Source organism: Faecalibacillus sp., assembly GCF_047023275.1.
Lineage (GTDB): Bacteria > Bacillota_I > Bacilli_A > Erysipelotrichales > Coprobacillaceae > Faecalibacillus.
Map to the genome: position 1 here is coordinate 42,576 of NZ_JBKYAR010000019.1, position 13,719 is coordinate 56,294.

The 13,719-nt window shown below is 27.8% G+C and carries 15 protein-coding genes; 14 read left to right on the forward strand and 1 reads right to left on the reverse strand.

The annotated features are described in order from the left end of the window. A partial coding sequence (locus ACLVEP_RS08045; RefSeq protein WP_412584049.1) for a transposase occupies window positions 1-664 on the reverse strand: 664 nt, incomplete at its 3' end. A gap of 291 nt (window positions 665-955) precedes the next feature. Here ACLVEP_RS08045 and ACLVEP_RS08050 point away from each other — a divergent pair. The 14 genes from ACLVEP_RS08050 to ACLVEP_RS08115 all read left to right on the forward strand — a co-directional run bounded on the left by ACLVEP_RS08050 (window position 956) and on the right by ACLVEP_RS08115 (window position 13,636). Continuing rightward, window positions 956-1,618, forward strand: coding sequence for a UDP-N-acetylglucosamine pyrophosphorylase (locus ACLVEP_RS08050; RefSeq protein ID WP_317999531.1), 663 nt, complete (start codon window positions 956-958; stop codon window positions 1,616-1,618). A 135-nt stretch (window positions 1,619-1,753) separates the two neighbouring features. Further along, the gene (gene rbr, locus ACLVEP_RS08055) at window positions 1,754-2,293 is read left to right on the forward strand and encodes a rubrerythrin (protein WP_412584052.1); all 540 of its coding nucleotides are present in this window, start codon (window positions 1,754-1,756) and stop codon (window positions 2,291-2,293) included. A 145-nt stretch (window positions 2,294-2,438) separates the two neighbouring features. After that, entirely contained in the window at window positions 2,439-3,593 is a 1,155-nt protein-coding gene (locus tag ACLVEP_RS08060; protein WP_412584054.1) for an MFS transporter, read from the forward strand. Between the two features lie 201 nt (window positions 3,594-3,794). Next, complete coding sequence (locus tag ACLVEP_RS08065; protein WP_412584057.1) at window positions 3,795-4,679, forward strand: helix-turn-helix domain-containing protein; 885 nt, start codon at window positions 3,795-3,797, stop codon at window positions 4,677-4,679. Between the two features lie 104 nt (window positions 4,680-4,783). Beyond that, on the forward strand, window positions 4,784-5,767 hold the full coding sequence (locus ACLVEP_RS08070; RefSeq protein ID WP_412584059.1) for an ROK family protein: 984 nt from the start codon (window positions 4,784-4,786) through the stop codon (window positions 5,765-5,767). Further along, a complete protein-coding gene (locus ACLVEP_RS08075; protein WP_412584061.1) occupies window positions 5,754-6,377 on the forward strand; it encodes an HAD family hydrolase in 624 nt (207 codons plus the stop codon). The genes ACLVEP_RS08070 and ACLVEP_RS08075 overlap by 14 nt, the downstream gene beginning before the upstream one ends. Window positions 6,378-6,524: 147 nt before the next feature. Then, the gene (locus ACLVEP_RS08080; protein ID WP_412584063.1) at window positions 6,525-6,767 is read left to right on the forward strand and encodes a DUF454 family protein; all 243 of its coding nucleotides are present in this window, start codon (window positions 6,525-6,527) and stop codon (window positions 6,765-6,767) included. A gap of 92 nt (window positions 6,768-6,859) precedes the next feature. After that, on the forward strand, window positions 6,860-7,717 hold the full coding sequence (locus ACLVEP_RS08085; RefSeq protein WP_318001095.1) for an EamA family transporter: 858 nt from the start codon (window positions 6,860-6,862) through the stop codon (window positions 7,715-7,717). A gap of 69 nt (window positions 7,718-7,786) precedes the next feature. Then, window positions 7,787-8,803, forward strand: a complete 1,017-nt coding sequence (gene mutY, locus ACLVEP_RS08090) for an A/G-specific adenine glycosylase (protein ID WP_412584065.1) — start codon at window positions 7,787-7,789, stop codon at window positions 8,801-8,803. 42 nt (window positions 8,804-8,845) lie between these two features. After that, complete coding sequence (locus ACLVEP_RS08095; protein WP_412584068.1) at window positions 8,846-9,610, forward strand: SseB family protein; 765 nt, start codon at window positions 8,846-8,848, stop codon at window positions 9,608-9,610. Next, window positions 9,588-10,346, forward strand: a complete 759-nt coding sequence (locus tag ACLVEP_RS08100; protein ID WP_412584070.1) for a ChbG/HpnK family deacetylase — start codon at window positions 9,588-9,590, stop codon at window positions 10,344-10,346. Before ACLVEP_RS08095 ends, ACLVEP_RS08100 begins: the two co-directional genes overlap by 23 nt. A gap of 119 nt (window positions 10,347-10,465) precedes the next feature. Beyond that, window positions 10,466-11,242, forward strand: a complete 777-nt coding sequence (locus ACLVEP_RS08105) for a hypothetical protein (RefSeq protein ID WP_412584073.1) — start codon at window positions 10,466-10,468, stop codon at window positions 11,240-11,242. Between the two features lie 137 nt (window positions 11,243-11,379). Continuing rightward, window positions 11,380-12,465: a 3-phosphoserine/phosphohydroxythreonine transaminase gene (gene serC / locus ACLVEP_RS08110; RefSeq protein ID WP_412584074.1), complete on the forward strand. Its 1,086-nt coding sequence runs from the start codon at window positions 11,380-11,382 to the stop codon at window positions 12,463-12,465. Window positions 12,466-12,475: 10 nt separating this feature from the next. Beyond that, entirely contained in the window at window positions 12,476-13,636 is a 1,161-nt protein-coding gene (locus ACLVEP_RS08115) for a phosphoglycerate dehydrogenase (RefSeq protein ID WP_318001189.1), read from the forward strand. The last annotated feature ends 83 nt before the right edge of the window (window positions 13,637-13,719 follow it).

The following is a 13,719-nucleotide window of genomic DNA, read 5'->3' on the forward strand; positions in this document are numbered from 1 at the left end:
AGTTGATATAGGGGTTATACATATCACATATAAGGTATTTAACGTTTTTTCGTTCTTCCAATGGAATGGATAAAAAGTAGGCATTTGTTGTTTCCTCCCATCTGTTGGGAAGGATATCAACGATTTCTAGAGTATTGAAATCCATAATGACCAGAGCATAACGATGCTTATAGTCAATATCTAAAAATACTTCGTCGACAGAAATTATTTCAGGTAAAGGAAGACGTTTTATGTTCAAATATTGTAGAAATATATAATGTACGGAAGTATCAGAAATATTATATTTTCTAGCGACATCTGCAGTAGTGATATGTATATTCTTCATTTCATTAAGGATCATATAAGGAGTAATATTAGATGACTGTTTATATTTACTAATAAAGTTAAACTGATCATTGAAGTAAAGATTACATTGAGGGTTGGTACATCTCCATTTTCTTTGAGTTACAATAAGTTTTAATTGATAGCCATCCTGTAGGATAGGATGATTTATTTTTCTAATATATTTTCCTTTTGAATGCATTCTAGAAGAACAGGCAGGGCAATATTCGACTTTGAGAGTCTTTTCTAAATAAATTATCTTAGTATTTCCATCAATTAAAATCTTAGAGATAATTATGTCTTTATCTTCAATGTTTAAAAATTTCATGATATCATTATTCATATAGTTCCTTTCATAGTATCTAGACAATATAAATGATAAATGAACTATAAAAAGAAACAACAGCCAGAATCCTAGCTGTTGTTTTTCAATGGCAATTATTAGAAGTTCATCCCCCTAAAGTTGCCCCCTAAAGTAGACCCCCAAAGTTGAGGCCCCTAAATTATTTGAATAGCCTAGAAATCAAGGCAATGCCTTGATTTTTGTCTATTTCAATAGATTTGATTATTGTAATCTTGGTTATGAAGATATATAATCAAAAAAAATATTTCAAATATACAAGGAGGATACAAAATGTATAAAATAAGTGATTTATATGATTTAAGTCATAGTCAAGCTGGTTCATATTTATCAAAATATGAATATCCTTGGGAAGCTTTAAAAGGAATTAAGGATTTTATAATTGAATTAGGACAAAATCTAGGTGATGATTATCAAGAAATCAAGGAACATGTTTGGGTGCATAAAGATGCTACAGTGTTTGACAGTGCTTATATTGGAGCACCTTGTATTATTGGTGCTGGAACAGAAGTAAGACATTGTGCATTTATTAGAGGAAGTGCTCTTGTTGGGAAAGACTGTGTTATTGGAAATTCAGTTGAATTAAAAAATGTTATTATTTTCGATAATGTTCAAGTACCTCATTATAATTATGTAGGTGATTCTATTTTAGGATATAAATCTCATATGGGAGCTGGATCTATTACAAGTAATGTTAAAAGCGATAAAACACTCGTTGTTGTAAAAGATAGATTTAATCATCAAGAAATTGAAACTGGGTTAAAGAAAATGGGAGCTATGCTTGGAGATTATGTTGAAGTAGGATGTAATAGTGTTTTAAATCCAGGAACTGTTATTGGAAAACATAGTAACATTTATCCTCTTTCAAGAGTAAGAGGTGTTGTACCTACACATTCTATTTTTAAAGATATTGATCATATTGTTGAAAAAAAATAATTTAATTTTGGACAAGATTATTTAATAATCTTGTCTTTTTTATGTAAAAGAGTATTTATATTGACAATATTGATGAAAGAGAATATTATATAAATAGGAATTATTCCTAACAAGGAATAGAAAAGGAGATATAATATGGCTAATAAATATGCAGGAACACAAACAGAAAAAAATTTAATGGAAGCTTTTGCAGGAGAATCACAAGCAAGAAATAAATATACATATTTTGCTTCAAAAGCTAAAAAAGATGGTTTTGAACAAATCTCATCATTATTTTTAAAAACAGCAGATAATGAAAAAGAACATGCTAAAATGTGGTTTAAAGAATTAAATGGAATTGGAAGTACTGCTGAAAACTTAGCTGCAGCAGCTGAAGGTGAAAACTATGAATGGACAGATATGTATGAAGGTTTTGCGAGAACTGCTGAAGAAGAAGGTTTCCCAGAACTAGCTGAAAAATTCCGTTTAGTTGGAGAAATTGAAAAGAAACACGAAGAACGTTATAGAGCTTTACTACATAATGTAGAAATGCAAGAAGTCTTTGCTAAAAGTGAAGTCAAAGTTTGGGAATGTCGAAACTGTGGACATATCGTTGTTGGTGAAAAAGCACCTGATGTTTGTCCAGTATGTAATCATCCACAAGCATACTTTGAAGTTCATGCAGAAAATTATTAATAGAAAAAGATGCTACGGCATCTTTTTTTGTATTGTTTTATAAATGTTTAGATTATTATATTTTTTTAGTATTTTTGTGGATATCTTCCTATAAATAAACTTATTTATTCATATAATGAAAGTTGTCAAAGGGAGGAAGATAAAAATGAAGAAATATTATAAATATGTATTATCTTTAGGACATTTATGTTCAGATATTAATCAAAGTATTTTATCAGCTGTATTGCCATTTTTAATTGCAACTTATCATTATGATTATACAACTGCTGCCATGTTAGTAACGGTATCAAATGTTTTTGGTTCTTTTGTTCAACCATTTATTGGTATGTTATCAGATAAAAAGAATAAACCTTTCTATATGATATTAGGTGTTTTACTTGCTTCAGGAGGAATGGCTGTTACAGGTTTTATTTCAAATTTCTTTGGATTATGTATAGCAGTGATTATTAGTGGAATCGGGGTTGCCATGTTTCATCCTCAAGCTGCTAAACTTGTCAATAGTGTTTCTAATAAAAATGCTAAGGGAAAGGGAATGAGTATTTTTTCTTTTGGAGGTAAGATTGGATTTACATTAGGACCTGTTTATACAGCGTTTTTAATGAATTTGTTTGGAATGAAAGGAACAATACTTTTCTTGATACCAGGTATTGTTTTTGGAATTGTTTGTTCTTTCTTTAATAAGGATTTTGAAAATTTAGATATTTTAGAAGTTAAAAAGAAAGAAGAAGTCAAAGGTGATGGAAAAGATGATTGGAGTGGTTTTATAAAATTATGTGGTGTTGTTTTTAGTCGTTCGATTCTTACAAATGGACTTTCCACATTTTTAGCACTTTATTTTATTCAACAATTCTCTAGATCAAATTCATTTGCTAGTTTAATATTAAGTTTCTTTTATGGAATGGGAGCAATTGCAACTCTTTTAGGTGGAAGTATTGCTGATCGTTATGGACATCGAAAGATGGTACGTCTTAGTTTTTGTATCTTTTTACCAGCACTTTTTATCTTTACCAATACTTCTAATTTTATTATTGCTTTAGTTATGCTAGTTCTTATGTCATGTGGAGAAAGTTTTTCATATAGTCCAATGGTTGTTTTGGGACAAAAATATTTACCAAATCATACAGGTTTTGCTTCTGGTATTACTTTAGGATTAGCAGTAAGTGTAGGGGCTGTTTTATGTCCAGCTCTTGGCTATGTTTCAGATGCTTATGGTTTAAATTATGCATTTATCATTATGACAATTGTTTGTGCAATCGCCCTTGTTTGTTCAATGATTTTACCAAATGTGGAGGAAGAATAATATGGGTATTATTTGAAGTAACGATTAAAGAAGGGATTAAATAAATCTGTTAGAAAGATGAAGAAAGTATTGAAAAGTGGCTTAATCAAGTCGCTCATCGCATTTATGGAGAAAACAAGTATCAAATAGAGATGAAGCTTAAAAAGATTCTAATGAATTTTTTAAATAAATAGATTAAAATAAAGGAAAAGAGGTGATTGGATGCAAGAATATAATTCTTATGATTTATTTGTAAAAAATCCACGTATTCATACCAATTTTCCTTTTCTAGCATTAGATTGTAATAATAAGAAAACCATTCCACCTCGCATGCGTTTTCAAGAAATGCATTGGCATGAAGATATTCAAATTACTTATGTTTTAGAAGGAATTATTAAAATTATTTCACTTGGAAAAACAATAGAAGTTCATCAAGGAGAAGCTGTATTTATTTCAAAAAAAGTCCTTCATCAATTTATAGAAGTAGAAACAGCCCATTATCGTTCTTTTCTATTTCCAGAAAGTTTTATTAATTTTTATGAACATAGTCCTATGGAAAAAGAAATTGAACAAATGAGTATTGGAATTTGTCTTTTAAAACAAAAAGAAGTAATTGATATTATTAAAAATATCAATCATGTAACTTTTGAATTTTATCAAGGTAAACATAAAGAATACTATCTTGCAACACAACTTGTTCAATTTATGTATTATCTTTTATTACAATCAGATCAAGAAGATAATACTTTACAAGATTACCATCATAGCTTACAAAAATGTCTAGCTTTTATTCATTTACATTACCAAGAAAATATTTCTCTTGAAGAAATTGCATCTTATGGAAATATGAGTGTAGGACATTGTGGAAGACTATTCATGCAAGTTCTTCAAACAACACCTTATGAATATTTAATTAATTATCGTATAAAAAAAAGCTTAGAGCTTTTAGGAAAAGAAAAAAAGGCAATATCACAGATTGCTATAGAAGTTGGTTTTAATGACGTGAGTCATTTTATTCAAAGTTTTAAAAAAAGAATGAATATTACACCTAAACAATATCAAAAACAATTATTTAATCAGCATCAAAACAATTTACAAGATATTTAGAAAAATCAATTTCTAGTAAATTCATATTTTAGTCTAAAACCAGATGATCTGGTTTTTCTTTTAATTTACTTTTATTATAGTATAATAAAAGTAAAGGTGAGAATATGAATGCATTAAAAGAAAGTAAGAAAAAACATTTATTATCAATTTTAAAATATCTTTATCTTCATCAAAGCTCAACGATGAATGAATTAGTAGAAGATTTACAATTGTCTCAACCAAGTATTCGTAATATGGTAAGGACACTTCAAAACAAACAATTGATTCAAGAAGTGGGAAATGACTTATCGAGTGGAGGAAGGTGTCCAACACGTTTTGCTTTAAATGAAAAGAATTATTTAGTTCTTTGTCTTTATATTCAAGATGATAAGGTCTTTTATCAATCAAGAAGTTTTAGAGAAATAAAAAAAGAAGGTATCTTATTTTATCAAAGAGATGATGAATTAAAAAAAATTGTTAAAGATTTAATTAATCAAGATGAAATTCATTGTTGCCAAATAGCAGTAGAGGGTATTGTTTATGAAGATGAGTATGTAACTGATCATCATAATTTTTTTGAAAAACATGATTGGTTAAAAGAGATTAAAAAAGAAATAACTACTCCCATTCAATTACAAAATGATGTTAAGATGATTCATCAAGGATGTTATTTTACTTATCAACAGGATTCTACTTATTATTTATATATTAATGAAGTAGGGGTAGGAAGTTCTTATTTTTATAAGGATGAACCACTTTATGGAAATATTGGAATTATGGGTGAAATTGGTTTGATATCTTTAAAGGGAAAAACAATAAATCAACAAATTCGTAAATGTCATAGTCAAGAAGAGTTTAATGAGATTTTGGGAGTGTTATTAAGTATGATTTTTACAATAATTGATCCCAAGCGTTTAGAATTATCATTAGATTTAAAATGGCAATATGAAGAAAAAAATATTGAAAATATATTAAATAAAATAGATGAAGGTTGTTTTAAAAATCTTTATTTTCATAAAGATATTTCTTCTATGTTATTTGATGGATTGGTTTATAGAGGTGTTATCTATTTATTGAAAGAAAGGATTGAAGAAAATGAAAAAGTATAAAGCGGTGATTTATGATATTGATGGGACTTTATTGAATACGCTAAATATGAATATGTATCCATTAATGAAAATCATTAAAGAAGAAACAGGTGAAGATTGGACATTTGAACAAGTTTTAAAATTTGCTCCTTATCCAGGAATGAAAGTGATGGAAGAATTGGGAATTAAAGATAAAGAAAAAACGTATGCAAGATGGGTTCAATATGTCAATGATTATGAAGATGAAGCTACTTTATATGAAGGATTTGAAGAAGTTTTTGAAAGTTTTAAAGAAAAGGGTGTTAAACAAGCTATTGTTTCATCAAAATTAAGAGCTCAATATGAAATTGATATTGTTTCAAAGGGAATAGATCATTATATGTCAGCTGTTGTTTTAGAAGATGATACTACTCATCATAAACCACATCCAGAACCATTATTAAAATGTATAGAAAAATTAGCTTTAAATGCTGATGAAGTAATTTATATTGGTGATGCTCATTCGGATTATGAGGCTGCTTTAAATGCCCATATTGATTTTGGGTTAGCTAAATGGGGCAGTGTTGCTTGTCAAGAAATTCCTTGCCAATATACATTTGAAAAACCAATAGATTTACTTGGGTTACTTTAAAATTATCTATGATTCTTTTTTGTTAGAAGTTAATTATATTATTTCTTAAGAAATAATGCTGAATATCTTTAAGATTTGTTTAGAAATAGTTCACGACTTGTTCATATAACTTTTTTATTCTTTTGCTTGTAAAAAGGAGGCAGTTATATGAAGTTAAGATATATTTATCGTAGTCTTTTATTTGTTGTGGGTGTATTTTTTATATTATTAGGAATGATAGGCTTGCTGCTTCCAGTTGTCCCTCAAGTACCTTTTTTTCTGGTTGGTGCGATTTGTTTGATGAAATCTTCTCAGCGTATAAGATATTGGGTAAAAGGTCATGAATTATATCAAAAACACTGTCAAAAAATTATTGAAAAATCTAAAATATTGAAGAGAATACTTAATTAGTATTCTTTTTTTTGTTAAGTGATTGTTATGATTTAAAGGATATTCTTAACAAAAAATATACAAAGGATTATAATTGACAGGGAGGCTTTATTATGTGGGTTTTATATGCATTTGGATCAGCTTTGTTTGCTGGTATTACATCAATTCTAGCCAAGTGTGGAATTAAAAAAACAGATTCTCACGTCGCTACAGCATTACGTACAATTGTTGTTTTACTTTTTTCATGGTTAATGGTCTTTATTGTTCATAGCCAAAATCAAATTTCAACAATTTCAACAAATACTTGGATTTTTTTGATTTTATCTGGTTTTGCTACGGGGGCATCGTGGCTTTGTTACTTTAAAGCTTTACAATTAGGTGATGTTAATAAAGTTGTACCGATTGATAAATCAAGTACAATTCTTACAATTGTTTTAGCTTTTATCTTTTTAAAAGAAGATATGAATTTATTAAAATGGATTTGTGTTGTTTTAATTGGAACAGGTACATATCTTATGATTGATCAAAAAGAAAGTACATCGACAACACATCATAGAAGTTGGTTGATTTATGCTTTACTTTCAGCAGTATTTGCTAGTTTAACTTCTTTACTTGGAAAAGTAGGAATGCAAAATATTGATTCTAATTTAGGAACAGCTATTCGTACAGTAGTCGTTTTAATTATGTCATGGGTCGTTGTTTTTGTTGTTAAAAAACAACATACGATTAAAGAAATAGATCGTCATGAGTTATTGTTTATTTGTTTATCGGGGATTGCTACAGGTTTATCATGGCTTTGTTATTACAAAGCACTTCAAGAAGGACCAGCAAGTATTGTTGTACCAATTGATAAATTAAGTATTGTTGTTACAATTATTTTCTCATATGTAGTATTCCATGAAAAATTAAATAAGAAATCATTAATAGGTTTTTTGATTCTTGTTGGAGGAACTTTATTGATGTTACTTTAAATATGGCAAAAGCCATATTTTTCTTTTCAAAATAAATAATATCCTTTAAAATAAATAAAGGTGAAAAAAATGCAAAAACAATTAATACAATGGTACCAACAAAATAAAAGAGACTTTCCTTGGAGAAAAGATCAAGATCCCTATCATATTTGGATCAGTGAAATTATGTTACAACAAACTACAACTGAAACCGTAATCCCTTATTATATTCATTTTTTAGAAGTCTTTCCAACAATTGAAAAACTAGCAAGTGCTTCATTAGAAGAAGTTTATAAAATGTGGGAAGGCTTAGGATATTATCGACGCGCGAAACATTTGCATGAAAGTGCTCAAATAATCGTAGATAAATACGATGGACAATTTCCTAGAGAATATGATGAAATATTAGCTTTAAAAGGAATTGGTAGTTATACAGCAGGAGCCATTAGTTCAATTGCTTATGGAAAGCCTGTTCCTGCAGTAGATGGTAATGTTTTAAGAATCATGAGTCGATATTATTTGATTAAAGAAAATATCGTTGAATTAAAAATACAAAAACAAATTTTTAAAATTGTTCAAGAACTGATTCAAGGACATGACGCATCTGCATTTAATCAAGGATTGATGGATTTAGGAGCAACGATTTGTAGGCCTGTTCATCCACAATGCTCTATTTGTCCTATTCAAAAAAAGTGCCAAGCGTATAGATACAACCAACAAGAGGTTTTACCTATTTCTATTAAAAAAATTAAGAAACAGGAAATAGGCTTTATTACAGGAATCATTACTTATCAAAATAAATTTTTATTAATTCAAAATCCACCAGGAGGTTTATTAGAAAATCTTTATGGATTTATTCAATATGACGTAGAAAGTCCTTATAGTTTTATAACATCATTTCAAGAAAATTATCAACAAGAATTAAAAATACACTCCTATATTAAAGATATTAAACATGTCTTTACTCATCGTACATGGTTTATGCATGTCTATCATTTTACTTTAAATCATGAAATAAAAGGGATGTATACATTAGAAGAAATACAGTCTTTACCTTTATCAACTGCACATTTAAAAGTATTAAAAGCGTATCTAAAGTTCATGTAAAATACAAATTATATAATTATAATGATGATAGGATGTGATGGTATGAAATTATTTAAAAAAGAAAATAAAATTGAAAAAGAAGAGTATTTTTCTTTTTGTGTAGAAGGAATTTATCAACATAAAAATGGTGAATTATTTGTTTTAGGAACAATTGATGGTATTGTTCAAAAACTAGATTTTCTTTATTTAATAGGACCTTATGGTTATGAAGAAAAAGTAGAAATTAATGAATGGATCGATGTAAATTTACAAGAAAACTTATATGCATTATTAATTGATATAAATTTACAAAATCATATAGATCGAGGCTATATTTTTACAAATAAAAACAATCATTTAGCTTCATCAAGAGAAGAAATATATAATCCTTATCTACATTTTTTATTAGATCAAGTGAATCGACAACATTATGATTATTTAGATATTCTATTTGAACAACTTGCTACAAGATCTTATTTCTTATCTGTATTTGATTATCATGATTTGCCTATTTATCAAATAAAAGATAAAAAATATTATTCTATCTATACAAGTCAAATAGAAATGAATAAAGATCCAAAATGTAAAAATAAAAAAGGTTCAGTATATAGTTTTGATGATTATTCTAGAATGTGTTTAAATCAAGAAAAACTAGATGGTATTATTATTAATCCTTATCATCAAGAAAGAAGTATTGTTTTAAATAAAGATGTTATTCAACATATTGGAACAGTTAAAGAAAAGAATATAAAAATATATGCAAAAGCAAAAAATTATTTAAAAGATAGAAAAAGGAAGCAAAAATATGAAATTGATAATGAGAGCTGATGATTTAGGTTTTAGTGAAGCAGTCAATTTAGGCATTTATAAAGCTGTTAAAGATGGCATGATTACCAGTGTTGGAATGATGACAAATATGGAATATGCTAGTGATGGATATCAACTCGTTAAAGACTTTGATATTGCAATAGGGCAACATACTAATATTTGTGCTGGGAAACCACTTACTGATCCTGCACGTATTCCATCTTTAGTTCAAGAAAATGGTGAATTCTGTTCATCAAGAGAAATTAGAAATCGTAAAGAAGATACAGTGGTTGTTGAAGAAGCAGAGATAGAAATTGAAGCACAATATTTAAATTTTAAAGAAATTACAGGAAGAGATCCTGATTATTTTGAATGTCATGCAGTTATTTCACAAAACTTTTTTACAGCTTTAAAAAATGTAGCTAAGAAATATGGATTATTTTATGAAAATGTTTTATTTGATCAAGAATTTGAAAAAGAAAATCATATTTATGGAATTGCTATGGCAAAACTTGATGAACATATGCTTTATGATCCAAAAGAATATGTAACAAACAGTTTAGATTTTATTAAAAATCATGATGTGTCAGTAATGGTTTTTCATCCAGGGTATTTAGATCAATATATTTTAACGCACTCATCTTTTACTCTTATTAGAGCAATGGAATGTGATTTTCTATGTTCATCATGGTTAAAAGATTGGCTTAAAGATCATCAAATTGAATTGACTGATTTTAGAAAAGTAAAAAATGTATAATATTTAGAGCTATAATATATTCTTATGATATATCATCATGATAGAAATTGTTTTTTATATCAATAAAGAACAGTTTCTTTTTTTACATTATTAGGTATAATAAAAATAAGGTGAGTTTAATGCAAAAAAAGAGACATTTAAAAACTTGTATTGTCGCTATCGCTTTAATGTGTCTACTAACAATTTCCATGACATTTCAAACAATTTGTGTAAAAACAATCAGTGATAATTATATTAATTCACTTATTGTGAATCAAATTATTGATTTAATTATAGACGAAGAAACAGATGCAAATTTTCAACAAATAAATCAGTTACAAAATAAAATAAAAAAGAGTGATTATCTTTATCAATTAAATAAATATGCTTTCGATCAATCAATTAGAAATATTAATCAAAATAAGATACATTTATCTCAAGATGAATTACAGAAGTTTTCTAAATCATGTAAACAAATGATTAAAGAAGAAATGAATATTTCTATTAAAGAAAAACAAATTATAGATATTTTAAAACAAAATCAATTTTGGAATAAAATGATTCATAGAATGAAAAATAAATTAAGTTCTTTTTCTAAAATCTTTGTGATTATTTATGCAATTATGCAATCAATCATTTTTAGAATGATTATTTTATTATGTATATTATTATGTTTTTTGAGATTATATATTTTAAATAAACAAAGTTTTTCTTTTATATTTTCAATTATTCTTTTAATTAAATCATTGATTGATTATACAATGATTGGGTTAATTGAAATATCTAAATCTTTTTATATTAAGATGTTAAATATACCTATTTCATCAATTAGTATAGATTCTTATTTGATTGTTGCGATGGTTTCTTTAATATTAGGTATGATTATTTTTATATGGCATATATATAAGGCAGAGTAATCTGTCTTTTTGCTTATAATTTTTTATCTATTTGATAATAAATTATAAATTGTATGAATTTATACAATATTACTAGACAAATAAAATTGTATACAATATAATGTTAGCAATACAAATAAGAAAGGAAGGTTTTATATATGACCGAAAAAAGAGTTTACAATTTCTCAGCAGGTCCTTCAATGTTACCTGTTGCTGTACTTGAAAAAGCAGCAAAACAAATGTTGAATTATGAAGGCAGTGGTATGTCTGTTATGGAGATGAGTCATAGATCCTCTTCCTACTTAGAAATCTTTGAAAAAACAAAAGGATTATTAAAGAAAGTGATGAATGTTCCTGACAATTATAAAATTGTTTTCATTCAAGGAGGAGCAACACAACAGTTCTCAATGGTGCCTTTAAATCTTTTAAAGAATGGGAAAGCTGACTATGCGATTACTGGTGCTTTTAGTAAAAAAGCAGCAGCAGAAGCTAAAAAATATGGGGATATTCATATAGTTTATGATGGAAGTGTTAATGATTTTAAACATATTCCTACACAAGATGAATTAGATTTATCAACAGATGCATCTTATTTACACATCTGTGCGAATAACACAATTTATGGAACAGAATGGAAATACGTACCAGAAACAAATGGTGTACCAATTATTGCTGATATGTCATCTAATATTTTATCTAAACCAGTAGATGTAAGTAAATATGGAATGATTTATGCTGGTGCTCAAAAGAACATGGGAATTGCTGGATTAGGGGTAGCAATTATCCGTGAAGATTTACTTCAAGATGTTGCCAAAACAACACCTGTTTTATTAGATTATAAATTGATGATTAAAAATGATTCAATGTATAACACACCACCAGCTTATGCTATTTATGTTTTAGGACTTGTTCTTGAATGGATTGATTCTTTAGGTGGCTTAGAAGTCATGAAAGAAAGAAATGAAAAGAAAGCTAAATTAGTTTATGACTATTTAGATCAATCTACTTTCTATAAAGCACATAGTGATAAAGAAAATAGATCATTGATGAATGTGACTTTTACTACACCAAATAAAGATTTAGATGCGAAATTTGTTAAAGAAAGTATTGAAGCAGGCATGACAAATTTAAAAGGTCATCGTTCTGTAGGGGGAATTCGTGCTTCTATTTACAATGCAATGCCATATGAAGGTGTTGAAAAACTTGTAGCATTTATGAAAGAATTTGAAGAAAATAATCGATAAGGGGTCAAGTATGTATAAGGTTAAATTGATGAATAAAATATCTTCAGTAGGATTAGATTATTTTAATGAAGATTACCAATATGGGGAAACGTTAGAAAATGAAGATGCTATTTTACTTAGAAGTGCATCTTTACATGAATATGAATTTTCAAATGATGTTAAAGCGATTGCGAGAGCTGGTGCGGGGGTCAATAACATTCCTGTTGATAAATGTTCTGAAAAAGGAATTGTTGTTTTTAATACACCAGGAGCAAATGCTAATGCAGTAAAAGAACTTGTTTTATGTGCATTATTCTTATCAAGTCGTAAGATTGTTGAAAGTATTGAATGGGTCAATACTTTAAAGGATGATGAAAATGTTGCTAAGACAGCCGAAAAAGGAAAATCAAACTTTGTAGGACCAGAAATCGAAGGTAAAAAATTAGGGGTCATTGGATTAGGTGCTATTGGAGTTTTAGTAGCGAATGCAGCTAATAAACTTGGAATGGAAGTTTATGGATATGATCCATTTATGTCTGTTAATTCTGCATGGGCTTTATCAAAACATGTACGTAAAGCAAAAGATATGGATGAGATCTTTAAAACATGTGATTATATTACAGTGCATGTACCAAGTACAAAAGATACAAAGGGTATGTTAAATAAAGAGAAGTTTGCATTAATGAAAGATGGTGCACGTTTATTAAACTTTGCTAGAGGGGACTTAGTTGTAAATGCTGATTTATTAGAAGCTGTAGAATCAGGTAAATTAAGTAAATATATAACTGATTTTGCTTCACAAGAATTAATTGGAAAAGATAATATTATTGTTTTACCTCATTTAGGAGCTTCTACTCCTGAAAGTGAAGATAATTGTGCAAAAATGGCAGTTCAAGAATTAAAAGATTTCTTAGAAAATGGAAATATTAAAAATTCTGTAAACTTCCCAGCTGTTAATCAACCAAGAGAATCAAAAGTAAGACTATGTATTACAAATAAAAATATGCCAAATATCTTGGCACGTATTTCTAAACTATTTGCAGATCACAACTTAAATATAGAAAATATGGTAAATCGTTCTCGTGGGGATTATGCTTATACATTGATTGATACAAATGATGATGTACGTCAAGATATTATTGAACGTATTGAAGCAGCAGAAGGTATTATTAATGTAAGAGTTATTAAATAGAACTTATAAATGATTTAAGAGGTCCTAAATGGACTTCTTTTTTTTGGACTATTTGTCCATTGAAAGAAGAAAAAAGGAAAGAT

Bases quoted from the DNA above. Each gene is read 5' to 3' on its own strand.
- ACLVEP_RS08050 (WP_317999531.1), top strand. From the start codon at position 956: ATGTATAAAATAAGTGATTTATATGATTTAAGTCATAGTCAAGCTGGT.
- rbr (WP_412584052.1), top strand. From the start codon at position 1,754: ATGGCTAATAAATATGCAGGAACACAAACAGAAAAAAATTTAATGGAA.
- ACLVEP_RS08060 (WP_412584054.1), top strand. From the start codon at position 2,439: ATGAAGAAATATTATAAATATGTATTATCTTTAGGACATTTATGTTCA.
- ACLVEP_RS08065 (WP_412584057.1), top strand. From the start codon at position 3,795: ATGCAAGAATATAATTCTTATGATTTATTTGTAAAAAATCCACGTATT.
- ACLVEP_RS08070 (WP_412584059.1), top strand. From the start codon at position 4,784: ATGAATGCATTAAAAGAAAGTAAGAAAAAACATTTATTATCAATTTTA.
- ACLVEP_RS08075 (WP_412584061.1), top strand. From the start codon at position 5,754: ATGAAAAAGTATAAAGCGGTGATTTATGATATTGATGGGACTTTATTG.
- ACLVEP_RS08080 (WP_412584063.1), top strand. From the start codon at position 6,525: ATGAAGTTAAGATATATTTATCGTAGTCTTTTATTTGTTGTGGGTGTA.
- ACLVEP_RS08085 (WP_318001095.1), top strand. From the start codon at position 6,860: ATGTGGGTTTTATATGCATTTGGATCAGCTTTGTTTGCTGGTATTACA.
- mutY (WP_412584065.1), top strand. From the start codon at position 7,787: ATGCAAAAACAATTAATACAATGGTACCAACAAAATAAAAGAGACTTT.
- ACLVEP_RS08095 (WP_412584068.1), top strand. From the start codon at position 8,846: ATGAAATTATTTAAAAAAGAAAATAAAATTGAAAAAGAAGAGTATTTT.
- ACLVEP_RS08100 (WP_412584070.1), top strand. From the start codon at position 9,588: ATGAAATTGATAATGAGAGCTGATGATTTAGGTTTTAGTGAAGCAGTC.
- ACLVEP_RS08105 (WP_412584073.1), top strand. From the start codon at position 10,466: ATGCAAAAAAAGAGACATTTAAAAACTTGTATTGTCGCTATCGCTTTA.
- serC (WP_412584074.1), top strand. From the start codon at position 11,380: ATGACCGAAAAAAGAGTTTACAATTTCTCAGCAGGTCCTTCAATGTTA.
- ACLVEP_RS08115 (WP_318001189.1), top strand. From the start codon at position 12,476: ATGTATAAGGTTAAATTGATGAATAAAATATCTTCAGTAGGATTAGAT.